General features: G+C 66.8%; 18 protein-coding genes. 9 read left to right on the forward strand and 9 right to left on the reverse strand.

The window, feature by feature from the left end:
• The gene (locus tag J8F10_RS24740; protein ID WP_210658485.1) at positions 1–237 is read right to left on the reverse strand and encodes an anti-sigma factor family protein; all 237 of its coding nucleotides are present in this window, start codon (positions 235–237) and stop codon (positions 1–3) included.
• Positions 234–800, reverse strand: a complete 567-nt coding sequence (locus tag J8F10_RS24745; RefSeq protein WP_210658487.1) for an RNA polymerase sigma factor — start codon at positions 798–800, stop codon at positions 234–236. Before J8F10_RS24745 ends, J8F10_RS24740 begins: the two co-directional genes overlap by 4 nt.
• A gap of 176 nt (positions 801–976) precedes the next feature.
• Here J8F10_RS24745 and J8F10_RS24750 point away from each other — a divergent pair, with 176 nt between their 5' ends.
• Positions 977–1,606: an HAD family hydrolase gene (locus J8F10_RS24750; protein ID WP_210658489.1), complete on the forward strand. Its 630-nt coding sequence runs from the start codon at positions 977–979 to the stop codon at positions 1,604–1,606.
• A gap of 377 nt (positions 1,607–1,983) precedes the next feature.
• Here J8F10_RS24750 and J8F10_RS24755 read toward each other — a convergent pair whose 3' ends face one another.
• Positions 1,984–4,464: a YXWGXW repeat-containing protein gene (locus tag J8F10_RS24755; RefSeq protein WP_210658492.1), complete on the reverse strand. Its 2,481-nt coding sequence runs from the start codon at positions 4,462–4,464 to the stop codon at positions 1,984–1,986.
• 513 nt (positions 4,465–4,977) lie between these two features.
• On the opposite strand from J8F10_RS24755, the gene J8F10_RS40935 reads away from it, so the two are divergent.
• Positions 4,978–5,178, forward strand: a complete 201-nt coding sequence (locus tag J8F10_RS40935) for a hypothetical protein (protein ID WP_390891149.1) — start codon at positions 4,978–4,980, stop codon at positions 5,176–5,178.
• Positions 5,109–5,306, forward strand: a complete 198-nt coding sequence (locus J8F10_RS24760) for a GNAT family N-acetyltransferase (protein ID WP_210658494.1) — start codon at positions 5,109–5,111, stop codon at positions 5,304–5,306. Before J8F10_RS40935 ends, J8F10_RS24760 begins: the two co-directional genes overlap by 70 nt.
• A 4-nt stretch (positions 5,307–5,310) precedes the next feature.
• Here the strand turns inward: J8F10_RS24760 and J8F10_RS24765 are convergent, their stop codons facing one another.
• Both J8F10_RS24765 and J8F10_RS24770 read right to left on the reverse strand, forming a co-directional pair.
• Positions 5,311–6,405 (reverse strand): suppressor of fused domain protein, encoded by a 1,095-nt coding sequence (locus J8F10_RS24765; RefSeq protein WP_210658496.1) that lies wholly within the window; start codon positions 6,403–6,405, stop codon positions 5,311–5,313.
• A 66-nt stretch (positions 6,406–6,471) separates the two neighbouring features.
• On the reverse strand, positions 6,472–7,959 hold the full coding sequence (locus J8F10_RS24770) for a serine/threonine protein kinase (protein WP_210658498.1): 1,488 nt from the start codon (positions 7,957–7,959) through the stop codon (positions 6,472–6,474).
• Between the two features lie 336 nt (positions 7,960–8,295).
• Between J8F10_RS24770 and J8F10_RS24775 the strand changes: the two genes are divergently transcribed.
• From J8F10_RS24775 to J8F10_RS24800, 6 genes are all read left to right on the forward strand, one after another.
• Positions 8,296–9,543 (forward strand): hypothetical protein, encoded by a 1,248-nt coding sequence (locus J8F10_RS24775; protein WP_210658500.1) that lies wholly within the window; start codon positions 8,296–8,298, stop codon positions 9,541–9,543.
• Positions 9,544–9,667: 124 nt separating this feature from the next.
• Positions 9,668–10,420: a hypothetical protein gene (locus tag J8F10_RS24780; protein WP_210658502.1), complete on the forward strand. Its 753-nt coding sequence runs from the start codon at positions 9,668–9,670 to the stop codon at positions 10,418–10,420.
• Between the two features lie 91 nt (positions 10,421–10,511).
• Complete coding sequence (locus J8F10_RS24785; protein WP_210658504.1) at positions 10,512–11,423, forward strand: hypothetical protein; 912 nt, start codon at positions 10,512–10,514, stop codon at positions 11,421–11,423.
• A 40-nt stretch (positions 11,424–11,463) separates the two neighbouring features.
• Positions 11,464–11,712: a hypothetical protein gene (locus tag J8F10_RS24790; RefSeq protein ID WP_210658506.1), complete on the forward strand. Its 249-nt coding sequence runs from the start codon at positions 11,464–11,466 to the stop codon at positions 11,710–11,712.
• A 165-nt stretch (positions 11,713–11,877) separates the two neighbouring features.
• A complete protein-coding gene (locus tag J8F10_RS24795) occupies positions 11,878–12,672 on the forward strand; it encodes a PEP-CTERM sorting domain-containing protein (protein ID WP_210658508.1) in 795 nt (264 codons plus the stop codon).
• Positions 12,673–12,885: 213 nt separating this feature from the next.
• The gene (locus J8F10_RS24800) at positions 12,886–13,488 is read left to right on the forward strand and encodes a peroxiredoxin (RefSeq protein ID WP_210658510.1); all 603 of its coding nucleotides are present in this window, start codon (positions 12,886–12,888) and stop codon (positions 13,486–13,488) included.
• Positions 13,489–13,634: 146 nt separating this feature from the next.
• On the opposite strand, the gene J8F10_RS24805 is transcribed toward J8F10_RS24800, so the two are convergent.
• From J8F10_RS24805 to J8F10_RS24820, 4 genes are all read right to left on the reverse strand, one after another.
• Positions 13,635–14,294: a hypothetical protein gene (locus tag J8F10_RS24805; protein WP_210658512.1), complete on the reverse strand. Its 660-nt coding sequence runs from the start codon at positions 14,292–14,294 to the stop codon at positions 13,635–13,637.
• 138 nt (positions 14,295–14,432) lie between these two features.
• Positions 14,433–16,793: an outer membrane protein assembly factor BamA gene (gene bamA, locus J8F10_RS24810; protein WP_210658514.1), complete on the reverse strand. Its 2,361-nt coding sequence runs from the start codon at positions 16,791–16,793 to the stop codon at positions 14,433–14,435.
• 245 nt (positions 16,794–17,038) lie between these two features.
• Positions 17,039–17,377, reverse strand: a complete 339-nt coding sequence (locus tag J8F10_RS24815; RefSeq protein ID WP_210658516.1) for a hypothetical protein — start codon at positions 17,375–17,377, stop codon at positions 17,039–17,041.
• A complete protein-coding gene (locus tag J8F10_RS24820; protein WP_210658519.1) occupies positions 17,374–17,865 on the reverse strand; it encodes an RNA polymerase sigma factor in 492 nt (163 codons plus the stop codon). Before J8F10_RS24820 ends, J8F10_RS24815 begins: the two co-directional genes overlap by 4 nt.
• Positions 17,866–17,888 lie beyond the last annotated feature (23 nt).

The following is a 17,888-nucleotide window of genomic DNA, read 5'->3' on the forward strand; positions in this document are numbered from 1 at the left end:
TCACTCCGTGCCGAGGGTATCGCCGAGCGCGGCCCGCAGGCGCGCCTCGAACGCGGGCGGGAGCGCGCCGCACTTCGGGAGCGCGCGGGCGACGCTCACCGTGTGCCTGTACGTCGCGACGAACACCTCGCACTTCTTGCACCCGCTGATGTGGACCGTGACGGTTTCGTGGTGCTCGACCACCAGTTCGCCGCCCAGGTAGTCCACCAAGAGCGCCGCCAGTTCCGTGCACGTCATAGCGCATCCTTTTCTTCAAAGTGCGGGGCCAGCAGGTCGCGCATCCGCATTCGCGCCCGGTGCAGGCGGCTCTTCACGGCGGGCACGCTCAGCCCGAGCATGGTGCCGATATCGGAGTTGGGCAGGCCCTCGACGTCGGCGAGCAGGTACACGTCGCGGAACGGTTCGGGCAGTTCGTTGATCGCCTTCTCGATGATCGCCTGCTGTTCGGCCGCGAGCACCGGTTCGTCCGGTGGCAGGTTCCAGCGCTTGACTTCCGTCTCCGGGGCGGCCGTCTCGAGCGCGTCGTCGGCCAGATCGCCGGACTCGTGCTTCTGCCGGTTCGCCCGCTTCGCGCGGTGGGCCAGCGCCGCGTTCACCGTCACGCGGTGCAGCCACGTCGAAATCTGCGAATCCCCGCGGAACGTGTCGAGCTTCCGCACCACCTGGAGCAGCACGTCCTGCGTCACGTCTTCGGCGTCGGCGTCGTTGCCGAGCATCCGACGGGCGAGGTTGAAGATGCGCGGGGCGTACTCGCGGAACACCAGTTCCGGCGTGAGTTTCTCGGGCAGCGGTGCGACCATGCGGGGGGCTCGCGGGCGAGGAGCGGGCTTCTCCCTACCATAGCAAGGAACGCAGAAGGGGCGAAAGGGTGAAGGGGCGAAAGGGCGAGAAGAACCCGCCTCCGGTACCCGTCCCGCGCGCCGTGCGCGTTCGTCCTTTTACCCCTCATACCCTTCACCCTTTGCCCCGTCACTGCATGAAAGCTGCTCTTTTCGACTTCGACGGCACGCTCGCCGACAGCTTCGCCGCGATCACATCGAGCACCAACCACGTCCGGCAGAGCTACGGTTTGCAGCCGTTGCCCGAAGCCGAAGTGTGCGGGTTCGTTGGGTACGGTCTGGCGAACCTCATGGCCGATCTCGTGCCGGGCGCGCCGGTGGACGAGGCCGTCACGCGCTACCGCGCGCACCACGCGGGCGTCATGGTCGCGGAAACGCGCCTCATGCCCGATGTCGGCGATACGATTCGTGCCCTCGCGCGGCGCGGGCTGAAGCTCGCTGTGTGCAGCAACAAGCGCGTCGAATTTACGCGCGAACTCGTGCGCGCACTCGGTTTAGCCGACTGCTTCGCCTGCGTCCTGGGACCGGACGACGTCGCGGACCGGGCAAAGCCCGACCCCGCCATGCTCTTAGAGGGGCTGACCCGTCTGGGGGTTTCAGCCGGCGACGCGATTTATGTCGGCGACATGGTGGTAGACGTGCAAACGGCGCGTGCGGCTGGGATTGCGGTGTGGCTCGTGCCGACGGGATCGACCGAGCCCAATGAGCCAGCGGACCGTGTCCTCACGTCGTTCGCGGAACTGCTGGAACTGTTGCCCGGCGCGTGAGGCCCGGTTCTGGGCTCTCTGTAACGAGCCGCGACCGTAAGGGAGCGGGAAGCGCCTCCAGGGCCGTTTAATGTGTGAATATGGGGCGAGTGTGATTGGCTCCACCCGCTAGTTAGCACGCGCGGTTCACCCGAGCCTCTGGGCGAACCGCGCGTGCTAACGAGCGGGTGGTTGGCACCGTCTCTGACCACATCACACGTTAAACGATCCCGGAAGCGCCTCCCGCTCCCTTGCGGTCGCGGCTCGTTACTAGACTCAGTAACGAGACCCGCACTCCGTTTCCATTGATGTAACGCAGTAGGGTCAGTCGCAGAACGGCTAATCTTGCCGCTCCACGACCGACCCCACTGGTTCAAACGCGCACTTCTATTTCCACTTTACCGCGGCTTCTTCGCGGGTTTCCCGGCCGGTTGTGCCTTCGGCTGCACGGCCGGCGGTTGTGCTTTAGGTGGCTGAACCACCTTCATTGGCGGCGCGGTCGGGACGATTGCTGCCGGGCGCGGTTGAGCCACCGGAGCCGGCTGCGTCTTCGGCGGACCCACCGGCGCGACCGCGACCGGCTTGGGCTGCGGGTTCACAACGGGCACGACCGCGAGCGGTTTCGGGTCGCTCTTGGGCGGGGGCTTGGGATCGTTCCTCGGGGGCGCCGGCGGGTTACCCTTCGGCACCACCGGCGGAGTCACTGGCCCCTTCGGCAACGGGCTCATCGGCGGGCTGACCGGGGGCCGCGGGTCAACTTTTGGAGGATTGACCGGGGGCTTGGGCTCAACCTTGGGCAGGGGAGTCACCGGCGGCTGCGTCGGCGGCTTAGGATCGACCTTCGGGACCACCGGCGGGTTCACCTTCGGCAACTCGACCTTCGGTGGAACCGGCGGATTGACCGGCTTCGGATCGACCTTCGGCGGTTCGGTCTTCGGCATCGGGATGACCGGCTTGGGCTCAACCATCGGTAAAGGCGTCACCGGCGGCTTCGGATCGACCTTGGGAAGCGGAGTCACCGGTGGTTTCGGGTCCACTTTCGGCGGTTCGGTCTTCGGCATCGGGTTGACCGGGGGTTGCGTGGGTGGCACGCCCGGCTTCACCGGTGGCTTCGGATCGATCTTCGGGTTGACCGGGGCCTTCGGATCGACCTTGGGCGGGTCGGTCTTGGGCATCGGATTCACCGGCGGGTTCACCGGAGTTTTCGGGTCCACCTTGGGAAGTGGAGTTCCCGGGGTTTTCGGGTCCACCTTCGCGCCGGGGGTGTTGACCGACCGGTGCGGGTTCGGCGGGGGCGCCTTCTTCTCGTCGGTGCTCACCGCGGCCCGCTGTGCGGCGACCTTCGGCACGTCCAGTTTGATCGTCTGCGGCTTGGCCGGCGGCTGAGTGGTGCCCGGCGTCGCCATCGGCTTGGGCTGGTTCACCGCGGCGGTTTCCAACTTGGTGCGCTGAACCGCGACCTCGCGAATCTGCTTCGCCGCGGTCGCCTCGTCGCGCCGGCGCTCGGCACTCACAGCCTCGAACTTGGTCCGCTGCAGATCGGGCGCGACCTTCAGCGGCGCGAGCATCGCCACGTTCGATACGTCGCGGTTGTTCACCGTCGAGGCGCCGTTCACCACCGTAATGTTGTTCGTCACGTTGGTGACGTTGGTCTTGGTGATGTTGTTGATGGTCCGGTTCTGTTGCACGAGCGTAACCGGCGGACGGGCCACGTCGCCGCGGTACCGGCCGGCGTACAGGTCGTTCACGCCCCCCTGCCAGCGCGGGGTGCTGCGGTAGTGGACGGAGTAGTAGCTCCACAGCGGATCGTAACCCCAGGTGCGGCCGGCGCCGAACCCGATAGCGAACCCGTTGCGGCCCACGGTCCCGCACCACGCGGTGTACCCGCCGGTCGCGTACCGGTTGTCGAAGTAGTCGCCGAAGTAGTAGTTCCCGTACCCGCGGCGCACGAACAATGCGCCCGTCATGCACGGCTCACTCACCACGTACACCGGCGTGTAAACGAACGCGCGCCGCGTGTAGACCGGGCGGGAGATCACGACCGGCGCGAACAGCACCCCGCGGGTGGCGAGGGGGTAGTCCCAGTACCCGTCGCAGAACACGTACCCGACCGGGGTCCAGTGGTAGCGCGCCGGCACCCACACCCAGTCGCGGCGATACTCGACCCACACGCCCGGGCGCCACACGTACTTGTTCCGCCACACCCACGACCCGGGCACGTACACGCTCGTGGTGTTAGGCGCTTCGACCGTGGGGCCGACTTCCAGTGTGACCGGCGGTTGCGGCAGGTACTCGATTTCGGGCTGTGCTTGCGGTTGCTGGGGCTGTTGCGGTTGCGGCGGGGTCAGTTCCTGCCAGAAGCCGGGAACGTACTGCCAACCGCCCCTCGCCTCGCGCCACGAACCCGGCACCCACACGCGCCCCGGGGGCGGTTGGCGCCAGAACCCGCTCACCCAGATGAACTGGCTGTTCTCTTCATCCCAGCCCCAGTAGCCGGGAATCCATTGCACGTTGTCGCCTTCCGGTTTCTGGTCCGGCGGCAGCTCTTCGATCGGGTCGGGCGGTTGCTTCGCGATGACGGGCGACGCGACAGGCGCTTCGGCAGTGGCCGCGAACGCCTCGTGAACCGGTCCCTTCGCGAGCACCTCAATTCCTTCGCCTTGCGCCGGCTGAACCGGCTGCGCGGGTTCGACCGGTTGCCCCTGCTGCCCGGGTAACGGGAGCGGGAGGGGAACGGGGTCGGGCTGGCCCACCGGGAACCGACCGGGCGTAACGAGCGGGATCGGCTCTTGGGCGGGCGCGGTGTCAATGGCGACGAGCGTGAACGCGAGCGCGCCGAACACGCCGAGGGGCAGCACCTTCAGCACTCGTTCGGTCATGATTGTGTACCTCAATAAGCAGCGGTGCGATCACTTGGTCCGCTAAACAACGCCGAACGGTGCGAAACTTGCGCGGCCCGACGATCTTCCAACGCTCATGCAAAGGGGATACCACATTCGCGGAATGTGATGTAACTCGAACGGCCCGCTGGAAAAAGGGCAAAATGGGCGATCAGTGAGGCGCGACGATCGCGATAGTGAATCCCGATGCAGCAAGCGTTCGGTGGCCCGCAGATCGCGTGAGTGTCGAGTGATTTAGAGGCATGATTTTCTCGTGCATGTGCTTGTGGATCTCGAATATCAGCTCCAAACTGACAATTGACATACGCTGAAAATGGACAAAAACGGACGGAGTCGACCGTGACAATTCGCGAAGCCAGCGAAAGTGACTGGCCGGATGTGTGGGCGCTGTTCCAGAGCGTTGCTGCGAGCGGCGATGTGTTCGCTTACGACGAATCCACGACCGAGGCGGTCGCGCGGAAGTTGTGGTTCGATCTACCCGCGACGTGCTTCGTGTGCGAAGAGGGCGGCCGGTTCGCGGGGACGTACTACGTTCGGCCCAATCACCCCGGGCGCGGGAGCCACGTCGCGAACGCGGGTTACATGGTCTCCTCGGACTTTCGCGGGCGCGGGCCGCGGTCGCGATGTGCCAGCACTCGCTCGAAACCGCGAAGCGCCTCGGCTTTACCGCGATGCAGTTCAACTTCGTGGTGAGTACGAATGCGTCCGCGGTGCGGGCGTGGGAGCGGTGTGGTTTCGCTGCGGTCGGCCGCCTGCCGGGGGCGTTCCAGCACAAGGAACACGGCTTCGTGGACGCGCTCGTCATGTTCCGCGAGTTGTGAGCACTCAGCCGATCACATCGATCACGTTTCCGTCGGCGTCGGTGATGTTTGACGGTTGTACTTCGAGCACGAAGTTGGGAAGTTCTGGCCAGGTGTACCGACCACGAACCGGCTGAAGATTCGCGCGGACGGCTGCGAGTGCGGTTGGGGTAAGGTCGATCGTCAGCACCGCGTCATCGGTCTTCCACCCGGCTGCGTCACGAGCACAGAAGTTGACAGCCTGTTCGCGACCGATCAGCCGAAAGTCGCGACCGTGTGCAAGACGCGAACGCAACTTCGGCACCAGCGCCTGAACGCCCCGCGCGCCGAGAACGAGCACCGCAGTTCGTGACGCGCCTTTGCCCGCCGTCTCCCATTCGACGAACGTAACAAAGATGAGTGGGGACTGAGAGCCTTCGCGGTCGATTCCGGTTTGAATTTGTTCCGCAACCGATGGGGTTTCGAGGGCCGAACGGCGATCCAGATCGGTCAGCAACAACGGATTGGCGCCTCGGAGGAGGTTCAGAACGGGCGTCGTGTGCCAGTCGCCGCAGGCCCCGTGCTCGTCACTCGTGAGGCCAACGATTTGCAGGAATTTGACGCGCCCGTTCGGCGTGTCGATCGTGCCAAGTTGTGGGTCAGAGACGAGCGCGATTGCGCGAATCGCGGTGTCCGTTCCCAAAGCAATGGGGCCGTTCAGGTCCATTAAGTGTCCGGAGTCGAATGCGTTCCCGGACCGGCGAACGTACTTGCCCAAATTCATCAGGAAGTTGATCGCCCAATTGGGCGGCAGTTCCTCGGCCCCGCGTGCGAGCCGGAACGTCAACTCGAAGCCCCACCCGCTCACGTCTGGGTCGTCGGATTCCTTCGCGTACAGCTCGCTGAACCCGTAGGTAACGAAGTGCCAGTGCGGAGCACTTTCGGTCGCGCGGTACGCACTGATGCCGTAAATGAGGCCGTCGCCGAACGGCGGGTGCGGGGCGGACGCGGCGTGGACCGGGTCCGGTTGATCGGGGTAGATCCGTTCGCACGCGGCATCGATTGCGTGCCAGCCGGGGGCATCGTCCGGCTCCTCGACGGGCGGAACCGGAGCCTGATTACCCTTCTTCTTCTTGGCCACGACGTGTCTCCGCGAACGGTCCACGGAGGATCGCATTTCGCGGACAGCAGGTCAACAAGCTGCTGGCTATTTCAGGATGAGGTAGCCGACGAGTGCGGACAGGGTCATCACCACTACGAGCAGGACCGGGGTCCAGTTAAACGAGCCCTCGCGGTTCTCGTCGCGTGCGCGCGGGGGACCGGACTTCGGCTTGCTGGTTTCGCGCGGGAGCGGTGGGGCGGGGTGCGCGCCGGACGCCCCGGAGTAGCTGTACGGGGCGGCCGATTTGTACGCCCCGCTCGACGGGATCGGGGGCGGCAACGGTTGCGATTGTTTGGATTGTGGGGTCGAGGGCGCGGGGGTGGGATTGGACCGGGAGACGGAACTCCCGGCCCGCAAGCGCGACGCGGACGAGCTCGAGCCGGTCGACAGCGGGGCGCCGTAGTCGGTCGTTTCGTCCGCGCCGGGGGTGCGGGTCGGCGGCATCGTCAGCGCCGCGGGCGTCACGACGAGGTCGCGGAACTCCGGCACGCTGGAAAGCGGCGTAAACTGGCCGTTTTTCGTGCGGCTCACGAGCACGCCCGAGGGGTCGCCGAGCAGATTGTCTCGCAGCGCGTTACGGATGCCGTCGGTGCTGCCCTTGACCGTGTGCGCTTTGTCATTCTCGTCGCGGTAGACCAGGTACCACACGTCGACCGCGGGCGCTTGCGGTTGAGCGGGCTGCCCGCCGGCCGCGGGGGTCGAGCGGCTCTGGCCGGTCAGGTCTTCGAGGAACTCGCGGCAACTGGACGGCCGCTGGCCCGGTTCCGCGCTCATCGCCCGGCGGATGGCCCAGTCCACGCGGTCCGAGATCGCGGGCTTCAGATCCTTCGGTGCCCGGAACTCGTTGCGGATCTTGCGCATCCAGCAGTCGAGCGGGCTGGCGTTCTCGAAGGGCACGACGCCGGTGACCATCGCGTAGAGGGTGGCGCCGAGGGAGTAGATGTCGCCCCGCACGTCCACGGTTTTGGCGTTGCGGAACTGCTCCGGGGCCATGAAGTGCGGGGTGCCCAGCCCGCGCCCGGTGCGCGTCAGGTTCAGGTCGCCTTCGACCTCCTTGACCAGCCCCATGTCGGTGAGTTTCGCGACGCCTTCCTTGTTCACCAGGATGTTGTCCGGCTTCACGTCGCGGTGGACGAGGCCCTGTTTGTGGGCGCGCTGGAGCCCGTCGCACACCTGGGCGACGAGCCGCACGGCTTCCGCCTCGGGGTACGCGCCCTGCCGCTCGATCCGCTGGCCGATCGACATCCCGTCCACGAACTCCATCACGAGGAACGGGTGCGGCAGCGCGCCGCTGTACTCGATCGCTTTGACCACGTTCGGGTGGTCCAGCACCTTCGCGGCGAGGAACTCGCGCTCGAACCGCTGGAGCAGGATCGGGTTCTTGGCGGTGGCCGGCGCGATCACCTTCACGGCCACGATCTCGCCCGTGGTCCGGTGCTTGGCCTTGTACACGGTCCCCATCCCGCCCTCGGCGATCTTCGACACGATGTCGTAGTTGCCGAGCTGGGTCGGGACGGGTGTTTCGACTGGCATAAGGGTGCGCTCCGACGGCCGCCGGCGGTACGTGGACCGGCGCGCGGGTATTATACTTATAGTCCAAACGCGGGCCGCGTGCGCGGACAGTTCCGGTTACAGCGCCCGTTTGGTGCGCGTAGAATCTCTGAAAGGTTCTCCCACGGTCCCACATAACCGGTAGGACCGACACGGCCTTTCCAAGTTTCCGATCTCCCGCGTTTTGTGTGAGTTCCGCGCTTGTCAAGGTCCGTGTTGTCCGCCAGAATCGCATCTGGAAGCGCTCGAGCGCATGTGACGTAACTCCAAATGCTGGTTGGGTTCTCGCATCCCAACCCCGCAGGGACACGAACTGCCATGAGACTGTTCGGCATCCTGCTGATTGTTCTGATCCTCCTCGCCGGGGGCGGCTACGTCTACCTCGCGACCCAGGATTGGAAGGGCCGCCAGCAGATCAACGCGGCCGGGTTGCGGCACTTGCTGCTGCTCCAGGGGCTCCCCGTGGACGGCCCGGACTTCAGCACCGAGGACGAGACGCCCTTCGAGGTTCCGATGGCCGGCGGTGAGGTCACCAGCACGGTCAGCAAAAAATTGATCGAGTCCTACTTCCGCGACAACACCGCGGGCGCCGGCGCACCCGCCGGGGGTGCGGAGCCGGCCGCGGGCCGGGCCCCCCTCGCCGCGAACACGCCCGTCGCCAATCAGGTGGCCGAGGTGAAGCGCGTGCTCGGGCTCCTGAAGGCCGAGCTCGACAAGGCTCCCGACGCGGCCCAGAAGATCGCGCTCGTTCAGGGCTGGCTGCTGATCCAGGCCGAAACGATGAACGAGCGGATTCAGTACCAGGAGTGGGCCGCGCCCGGCGACAAGACCGGCGCGCCGAAGTCCGCCGAGAAGCTCGCGGCCGACGCGGATTCGTTGCTCCACGCTCTGGACCGCAAGTTCTACCGCGTCGCGCCCAAGCTCTACACGGGCGAGGGGGCCGCGCTCGCTCCGGCCAAATGGCAGGAGATGCAGAAGAAGATCGAGGAGGCCGGTGCGGACGCCGCGGCCGTGGCCCTGGTGAAGCCGCCCGTGGCGACGGACGAGGCCGATCGCCGCGCCCGGCTCGCACACCTGTTCGTCCACCTCGACCGGGACGCGGCGTGGCAGCGGCGGGTGGCCGTGGTCGTCGGGCTCCGGCGCTACGTGGCCGCGATCACCGCCCAGACCGTTCGGTTCCGCGAGATGCGCAGCCAAGTGGACCTGCCACTCGCCTCCGACCAGGCGAGCTTCCAGAAGGTTCAAGACTTCCTTCTGAACGAGGCGCGGCAGAAAGTGAGTCGGGCGCTGGTGATCGCGGACGAGAAGGCGAAGCTCGTCGAGCAGAAGACCTCTGCGGACGACGCCGTGAGCCGCCGGCAGACCCAGTTCACCGAGCTGCGGGCACAGCTCCAGAAGGTGCGGACCGAGGTGGACGAGCTGCTCGTTCGGCAGACCGTGATCGAAAAGGAGCTGTACGAGACCCAGCGCGAGGTCGCGCTGACGCTCGAGGAAGTGTACCGGCTCGAAGCGCTCCTGATTCAAGTCGAGCGCGAGCGGTACGGGCTCCTGCCGCGCCAGCCGTAATATGTTTCGCGGCACGGGCTTTCGAGCCCGTGCCCCTTATTGAACAGAACGGCGCCGGGCCAAAATCCCGCGCCACGAAGACTCGAACCGAAACGCGACTCGCTCAACTCGGCCAGGTGCGACGATGACCGCAATCGGCAAGCTGATGGCTTTCCTGCTTCTCGCCGTTGGGCTCGCGATGATGACGTGGGCGGTGAGCGCGTACGCCCAGCGCCCGGGCTGGTTCGACCCGATCCCGGAGGGCGGCGTCGACAAGAACGCTCAAACGGCCACGTTCGCTCAACTCAAGGTCGAAATCGACGCCCTGAACCGCAGCGCGGGCGTCGCGAGCGACGTGTGGGGCACCAGCCTGAAAGAGCTGGAGGCGCGCGAGGCGCTCCGCGCCAACCGCCTCAAAGGGTTCGCCGATCGCAACCGCTGGGCGCGCAAGGGCAACCCCAAAGACCTGATCGACCCGGCGAACCCCCGGAGCGGCAAGGGGTTCTACGCCCCCACGATCGATCCGATCTTGAAGCTCCACGATCTGAGCGCGGACGCGACCGGTAAACCCAAGGGTGCGGCCATTCTCGGGAGCGACGAGCAACCGCTGCCCGGCATCGACACGCTGACCGACTCGGTGTCGAGCGACCTCAAAGAGATGCTGGAGCTGGCGGCGCAGATCTCCGAACAGCGGCGGAAGTTCGACGAACTCAGCGCGGACGTGGTCGCGACGCAGAAGAGCGCGGGCAAAATGAACACGATCCGCGACAGCGTACAGGCGGAACTGTTCTTCCTCTTCACGTTCGAGGTGAACGTGTACGAGACCCGCGAAACGGTCGCCCGGCGCCAGCAGCAACTGCTGAAGCGGCTGAAGGCGCTGGGCGTTGCCAACCCCTGATCGGCCCGGACCGGAAATCCGAAAGGCCGACGGGAATACCGACATCTGGATCTTGGTGGGGCGCGAAACAAGGTTGTGGGGAGGGCGTGGGATGAGCTGGCTCGGAAAAATTCTGACGTTCCTGGTTCTCATCGCCGCACTCGTGTGGGCGTACTTCACCGTCAGCGTCTACGTGACGCGGACCAACTGGAAAGTGCGCGCCGACACCTACGCGAAGGCCCTGAAAGAGAGCGAGGACAACCGCCTCGCCGAGCTGACCAGCACGCGCGCGGAAAAAGAGCAACTGGTGCGCCAGTTGGAAACCGAAAAGAGCCGCACCACGGAACTGAACGGCAAGTACGAAGAGCTCGCCACGCTGAGCAAGAAGGGCGACGACGACTTCAAGAAGGCCACGGACACGCTGCGGGCCACGGCCGCGATCGCGGCCCTGAAGGACGCGAGCGAGAAGGTGACCCTGAGCGAACTGACCGACACGCGCAAGCGGAACACCGAGCTCGAAGACAAGGTGGTCAAGCTCGTGCTGTCGGTGCAGACCGCCGAGCGCGAGCGCCTGCGCGCCGAGAACGATTCCAAGCTCCAGCGCGCCGTCGCCGAGGACAACGCCAAGAAGATCCTCGAGCTCACCGACCTCGTGGCCCAGTTCCGGCAGACCGGCGGCACCGGCACCGGGGCCGTGCTCCGCACCATTGATAAGGTTCCGCCCGCGCTGCCGGACAACACCCGCGGCACCGTCCTCCGCGACCTCGCCGGCGACTTCGTTCAGATCAGCATCGGCATCGACGCCGGGCTGGAGCCGGGCTCCCGGCTGGACGTGTACCGCGAGTCCGGCGGGGGCCAGTACCTGGGCACGCTCGTCGTGACCAAGTCGCTGTACCCGAAGGACGCGGTCGCCGAGTTCCGCCCGGCCCGCCGGGTGCCCGTCTCGCAGCTCCGCGCCGACGAGCTCCCGCGCAAGGGCGACACCGTGGGCATCATCTCGTCCGGCGGACCCAAGCTCCCCTAACCCGCGCCGGGCGCCGACACACTCGCACGGAGACCGACCGATGGCCAGAAGCCGGAACCGCGACGATAGCGACGACGACACCCCCAAGCGCCCGCAGCAGGTGCGGCGCGACGGTCCCTATGTGGTGATGCTGTTCATCACCCTGGTGGCGGTCGCGGCCGGGTGCGCGCTGCTGTACTTGGACAACGATCAGTACGGCGGGAAGAGCCCGCCGAAAGAGGGCGCGCCGAACGTGCGCCCGCTCGGCCAGGAGCTGAAAGCCGATGCCGGGACGCCCCCGGCCCCGTAACCCCGGTCCCACGAATTGGTACCGCCCCCACCTGACCCCGGCCCCGGCGCCGGGGTTTCTTGTTTCCCATCCCGCCAAGTTCGTCTTTTTTTCATCCCGCGGGGTCGCTAATGTCCGCGCCGTCGGGGCTGAATAGGTAGGTTTCTCAGGAAGGGGCGTGGCGTTATGCGTCGAGCAACGGCGTGGGTCGTCGTGGTCGGCGTCGCTGTACTCGGGCTCACCGGGCCGGCGGCGGCCGCGGACGGGTTCTGGGTGTCGATTGCTACCGGCGTGGCGGGTTCGTCTACCCCCACCGGCTATCAGGACTGGTGGTTCGAGACGCCCCACGGCCCGCCCCCGGTGGCGGTTACGGGCCTTACCGGGGGGACCGCCGAGGGGACCACCGGCGGCGGCAGCAGCTTCTTTACGGGCGGTGCGGTGCCGGTGGTACTGCCCACGACCGACGGGTACGCGTACCTGGCGGGTGGTGCGAAGCCGAGCGACCTGAGTGGCGCGCTCAAGCGGCAAACGGCGGGCGGCCAGGGATTGGCGAGTGGCGCGCCCGACGCGACCGCGACCGCCCCGCCCGAGAACGCGCTCCTTCTGACGGCCAACCTGGGCGACCCCAACGCGGCCGGCGCCCGCTCCCTGACCGTGGCCGTCACCGATCCGGCATCGAACCCGGTTGCCGGGGGAGTGGTGAGCGTGCCGGACGGCGGGTGGTGGGTGATCGGACTCGGGCCGGGCGACCAGGACCCGACCACGAACCCGGGCGGCGGGGACGGCGGAACGGGCGGGGGCACCGGTGGTGGAACAGGCGGGGGTACGGGCGGCGGAACCGGGGGAGGCACGGGCGGGGGTACGGGCGGCGACCCGACCGGTCCGGTCGCCACGCCGGAGCCGGCGACGGGCTTGCTCTTCGGCATCGGCGGGTTGGTCGCGGCCGGTTTACGAGCGGTCAACCGGCGCCGCACCAGATAACACGCAACTTCCCCGACACACGTGAAACACGGCTCCAAAGAGCCGTGTTTCTGCTTTATTGGCGGGGTGTGCAGCGCGGGCGGATCGGCCCGCCCGATGCGTTCCCTTCGCGGCGCCCGCTGGAAACGGCCGTACCCATCCCTAATCATGTCTGCGGGGACCGGCGGGTGTGCCGGTCCGCGACCCAACGCTCTTAACGGGAGTAACTCACCGATGCCGGCTCAAGTACAGAAGGAAGCTCCGGACTTTACCGCAAAGGCCGTGGTCAACGGCCAGATCACCCCGGACGACGCGCCCTACAAGCTGTCGAGCAACCGCGGGAAGTACGTCGTCCTGTTCTTCTACCCGCTCGACTTCACCTTCGTGTGCCCCACGGAGATCATCGCGTTCAGCGACCGGATCGCCGAGTTCGAGAAGCGGAACTGCCAGGTCGTCGGCGTGTCGGTGGACAGCCAGTTCTCGCACCTCGCGTGGGTCGAGACGCCGCGCGCCAAGGGCGGGCTGGGCGAACTGAAGTACCCGCTCGTCGCCGACCTGACGAAGAAGATCAGCGCCGACTACGGCGTCCTGCTCGACGCGGGCATCTCGCTCCGCGGGCTGTTCGTGATCGACCAGAAGGGCATCGTGCGGGCGATCACCATCCACGACCTGCCGCTGGGCCGCAGTGTGGACGAGGCGCTCCGCGTGCTGGACGCGCTGCAGCACTTCGAGAAGCACGGCGAGGTGTGCCCGGCCGACTGGAAGCCGGGCGCCGCGACCATCGACACGAAGAACGCGGGCGCGTACTTCGAGAAGGCCGCGGCCGGGAAGAAGTAAGGCGCTCGGTGGTGTATGCTGTGTTGAAATTTTGCGAACGCGCGGCGTAAGCCCGCCGGTAGTGCTTGAACCACCGACGGGCTTACGCCGCGCCGTTCGCAAATATCCTTGATTTCAATGCAGCATTCCGAGCGCTGAGCACTTTTCTACACGCACACTTCCAGAACCAAGAAGTTATCGGGCTCCTTCTTGTACAGCGCGGACGCGGCCCGGAGCGTCTTGATGCGGTCCTCGTGCCACGGGTTCTCGAGGACCGGCATCGTGTCCGGGTAGGGGAAGTTTTCCAACACGTCGTGGCGCACGAGCATCGCGCGCACCTTGCGAATGCGCTCGTCGCCGACCAGCTCGCACGTCAGGAACAGGGCGTACTTCACGGTAGTAACCGGGAGCCCGGCGTCGCGCTTGATGTGCCCCTCCACGAAGTGCTCGGCGACCGCGTTCAGCACGAAGTTGAGCAGGAACCAGCGGTCCTCCTTCGCGATCGGCATCACCGGGTTGTCCGTCGTGGTGGCGCGGGCCGCGGCCCACACCTTCGCGACCGCCAGTTTGTTCAGGAAGATCTCGTCGAGCGAGCGCTCCAGCACGGTGCGGATCTTGAGCGCGCCGTCGGCGAAGATGTTCAGGCTGACGATGATGCGGTCCAGGAACTCCTTCGCGTACCACTGGCGCGTGGCCTGTCGGCGCGCCCACCACCAGGTGAACGCGAACGTCGCGCCGGACGTGGTCGCGGCGACGAGGATCGTCACCACGACGCGCTTGGTGTACTCGGCGGACACTTGGTCCGTATCCAGCCCGAATAGGAACATGGGGTGCGCTCCGGGTGTTTCGGCACCGGAATTGTAGGCGCCCGGGCGAAAGCGTCGGCGCTGCCGCGCAGGGCGCCGGCCCGAAAACGACGAACGGGGGCCGAAGCCCCCGTTCGTCGACCGCGTGTCCGGTACCGGTCAGCGCCCCTGGCTGCCGAACAGACCCATCGAGAAGTTGAACACCTGGCGCTTGTCGCCCGAGCCCTGGTGCAGCGGGAACGCGACGTCGAACGCCAGCGGGAGCGGCCCGAGTGCCGGGACCGAAAACCGGATGCCCGCACCCACCGATACGCGGTAATCGCGGATCTCGAAGTTGCGCTCCACGGTCCCGTGGTCCACGAACGCGACCGCGAACATCTTGTCGTTCGGCAGCACCGGGATCTGGTACTCGATCGTGTTGAGCAGCGAGAACGTCCCGCCGACGGCCAGGTTGTTCTCGAACGGGCCGACCCCGCGGAAGCTGAACCCGCGGAAGCTCCGAATACCACCGGCGTAGAACCGCTCGAACACCGGCGCGTTCGTGCCAGCCACCGCGACCTGCGTGCGGAACCCGAGCACGTGCCGGCCGCTGCCGTCCTCGCGGGCCAGGTAGCGCGACGAGAAGAACTGCGTGAACTCGGCCGTACCGATCGGGAACGTGTAGTCGCCCAGCACCTGCTCGAACCCGGCGTCGAACACGTTGCCCTTCGTCGGGTAGATGTACGAGTCGCGGGTGTCGCGATTGATCCCGGCCCGCAACCCGAGGAGGAAGTGGCTGCCGGCGTCCTTGCTGATCGAGTACGGGGCGTAGTACGGCACGTCCTTGACGTTCACGCCCTCGATGCGCGTGCTCGCGGACGCGGTCCAGATCGGGTCGAGGCGCCGGTCCAACGTGATGCGCCCGCCGAAGCGGTCCTCGTTGTACTCCGCGTAGGCCCGGTTGTAGTAGTACCCGGACGTGGTCAGGCCGAACGGCGTGTCCATCAGGTACGGCTCGCGGAACGTGACCGAGTAGCGCTGAAAGGTCGTGCCGGGGGCGGCCTCGATGCGCATTTCCTGGCCGCCGCCGCGGAACGCGCGCCCGTAGCGGACGTCGTCCCAGCTCGTCGGGAACCGGAACAGGTCGAAGTTGCGCTCGTTGATCGCGATGTTACCCGTGAGGCCGGCGTCCGAGTTCACGCTGCCGCCGAACACGATCTGGCCCGTGCGGGTCTCGCGCACGCGCACGCGGATATCCTTGAAACCGGAGTCCAGTTCGTTCGGGATCACGTCCACCGCGGGCGGATCGTCCATGTCGAAAATGCCCAGGCGCGCGAGCCGCATCTTGGCGTCCTCGAGTTTCGGGTACTGGAGGACCTGCCCCGGGCGCAGGTCGAGCTGGTTCCAGATCACGCTGTCGCGGGTGATCTCGTTGCCCTCGATGATGATCCGGCCCACGCGGTCCTGCATCCCCCGGTCGTTGAGGACGTTGTAATTGACCTGGACCAGCCCCGGTTGCACCTCGGTCCACTGCTCCTCGATACCCGCCATCTGACCGCGCAGCCCGTAGTAGTCGCGGAGCCGGGTCAGGTCGCGCTGGGCCATGCGGCGGTCGTACTTCCCACCGACCTGCAGTTCGGTGACCGCCGAGAGTGTCTCCGTCGGGTACGAGGTGTTCCCGGTGATGAGCTTGTCGGAAACGTGGTACTGCGTGCCCTCAATAATGTGGTACACGATGGTGACGTGGCTCATGTCGGCCGAGCGCTGGACCTCCGGCTTGATCTGGGCCGCGAGGTAACCGAGTGCCTGGTAGTACTCGATCAGCGCCTTGCGGTCCAGTTCCAGTGACATCGGGTTGAACTTGCCGCCGATCAGCCCGCCGAACGCCTTCTTGGTCACCAGTTGCGTTTGTAGCCGGCCGGACGTCGCACCCGAGTTCCCCACGAACTCGACGCGCGCGACCTTCACCACCGGCCCCTCGACGACGTCGTAAACCACGCGGGAGTCGGTCGGCTTGCTGCCCTCCACCAACTCCACGGTCGCGAAGTAGCGCCCGTCGTCCTGGTACCGCCGGAGGATGGCCCCGCGCCCGAGTTCGTTGGCCAGCGGGTTCATCGGGTCGCCCTTGCGCAGCCCGGTGAGGGTGCGCAACTCGCTGGGGCTGATGTGCTCCGCGCCGCGGTACACGACCTCCTGGACCGTGCTCGACAGTTCGGTGACGAAAATCGTGACCGTGATGCGCCCGTCCGATTCGTTGGTGGTGAGGACGCGGATGCCGTCCGGGGTGAACCAGCGGGTGCTCTGGAGCCGGCGCACGTCCTCTTGAATGAGCGCCTGGTCGTAGGGCTTGCCGGCGCGCGAGTGCATCACGTTGAGGAGTTGCGCGGTCGAGTGGATGCGGTTACCGGCCGTTTGGATTTCAGCAATTTGCTTCCCTTGTGGGTTGTCGGCCGCTCTCAGCCACCCGTGCGCGCCCGCGAACATCGCGAACACGGGCACGGCGGCAACGAGCCACGAGCGGTAACGACGGCAGGCGGGCATCGGATTCCCCTTGGGGCAACCGGGCATTCGATCGGCATCGGCGGCTGCGAGGGCGGGCACATAAGCCGGGTGCGATTTTGTGTCAAGATCGTGCCGCGGAATGACGAAACGCCGCGCGATGAGAAGTGGGGCGAGATGGGGGGCGCGCAGCGCCAGAGGAGACGCGATCGCGCCCCGGTGTCATCTTTTAAATGGAATGGCCGGTCTGTGAGCCTTTGGGAAGGGCAACCTCGTCCGGTCGTCGGTTAGCGCGGGGGCGGGGGGATTTCGGGAAGCGGGCGCGGGGCGGGCGCGGCCGGGACGCCGGTGGGGGTCGGCGCCACGCGATCGACGTAGACGGTGTTCTGGCGCTCCACCACGACGGGTGAGCGCGCGAAGAACGCGAACGCGAACCCGCCCGCGATCACGGCGAGCACCCCCGAGGTGGTGCGCCAGAACGCGAGCGCGCGGGCCTTCGACTCGCGCCCCGCGGCGAACATGAGCGCGTTCCACTCGAACCCGTGCGGGGCCGGGTCCAGTTTGGCGAGCGCCACCGCGAGCGGGTCGGGCGCGTTCGGCGGGTGGTTGGGGGTCGACGTATTCATTTTGTACGAGCGGGGCGCTCGGCCCCGAGTTTTTGGCGGAGGGTTTCGAGGCCCGCAGCGTACCGCCGGTAACAAGTGGCGGCGGAGCTGCCGACGGCCTCGGCGATTTGCTCGAACGTGAGCCCGCCCCACAAGTGCGCGACAATAATTTCGCGCGTCTCGGCCGGCAAGTGGGTCAGCGCCCCGGCCGCGGCCTGGGCGTCCAGCCCGGTAGGGTCGTAAGAGGGCGAGAACCACTTGGGCGCGTTATCGGCCGCGGCGGACTCGTACCGGGTGCGCCGGCGGGCGGCCCGGCTCGCGTCGATGGCCCCGTTCCGCACCACCCGGTACAGCCACGGCAAGAGGTTGTCCGGCGGGGTACCGATGCGGACCAGTTTCAGGAACGCGGTCTGCACCACGTCCTCGGGGCACGCGCACCACTGGCGCGCGTACAGCACGAGTGCGGCCGCGTACCGATCGACCAGGGTCGCTAGTTGGTCCGGTCCCATCGCTTAAATGACGCTTCTGAGGG

Source organism: Gemmata palustris, assembly GCF_017939745.1.
Classification (GTDB): domain Bacteria; phylum Planctomycetota; class Planctomycetia; order Gemmatales; family Gemmataceae; genus Gemmata; species Gemmata palustris.

Coding starts and splice junctions, on each gene's coding strand:
- J8F10_RS24750 (WP_210658489.1), top strand. CDS start 977: ATGAAAGCTGCTCTTTTCGACTTCGACGGCACGCTCGCCGACAGCTTC.
- J8F10_RS24755 (WP_210658492.1), bottom strand. CDS start 4,464: ATGACCGAACGAGTGCTGAAGGTGCTGCCCCTCGGCGTGTTCGGCGCG.
- J8F10_RS24770 (WP_210658498.1), bottom strand. CDS start 7,959: ATGCCAGTCGAAACACCCGTCCCGACCCAGCTCGGCAACTACGACATC.
- J8F10_RS24745 (WP_210658487.1), bottom strand. CDS start 800: ATGGTCGCACCGCTGCCCGAGAAACTCACGCCGGAACTGGTGTTCCGC.
- J8F10_RS24795 (WP_210658508.1), top strand. CDS start 11,878: ATGCGTCGAGCAACGGCGTGGGTCGTCGTGGTCGGCGTCGCTGTACTC.
- bamA (WP_210658514.1), bottom strand. CDS start 16,793: ATGCCCGCCTGCCGTCGTTACCGCTCGTGGCTCGTTGCCGCCGTGCCC.
- J8F10_RS24800 (WP_210658510.1), top strand. CDS start 12,886: ATGCCGGCTCAAGTACAGAAGGAAGCTCCGGACTTTACCGCAAAGGCC.
- J8F10_RS24760 (WP_210658494.1), top strand. CDS start 5,109: ATGTGCCAGCACTCGCTCGAAACCGCGAAGCGCCTCGGCTTTACCGCG.
- J8F10_RS24815 (WP_210658516.1), bottom strand. CDS start 17,377: ATGAATACGTCGACCCCCAACCACCCGCCGAACGCGCCCGACCCGCTC.
- J8F10_RS24820 (WP_210658519.1), bottom strand. CDS start 17,865: ATGGGACCGGACCAACTAGCGACCCTGGTCGATCGGTACGCGGCCGCA.
- J8F10_RS24780 (WP_210658502.1), top strand. CDS start 9,668: ATGACCGCAATCGGCAAGCTGATGGCTTTCCTGCTTCTCGCCGTTGGG.
- J8F10_RS24805 (WP_210658512.1), bottom strand. CDS start 14,294: ATGTTCCTATTCGGGCTGGATACGGACCAAGTGTCCGCCGAGTACACC.
- J8F10_RS24785 (WP_210658504.1), top strand. CDS start 10,512: ATGAGCTGGCTCGGAAAAATTCTGACGTTCCTGGTTCTCATCGCCGCA.
- J8F10_RS24775 (WP_210658500.1), top strand. CDS start 8,296: ATGAGACTGTTCGGCATCCTGCTGATTGTTCTGATCCTCCTCGCCGGG.
- J8F10_RS24790 (WP_210658506.1), top strand. CDS start 11,464: ATGGCCAGAAGCCGGAACCGCGACGATAGCGACGACGACACCCCCAAG.
- J8F10_RS24740 (WP_210658485.1), bottom strand. CDS start 237: ATGACGTGCACGGAACTGGCGGCGCTCTTGGTGGACTACCTGGGCGGC.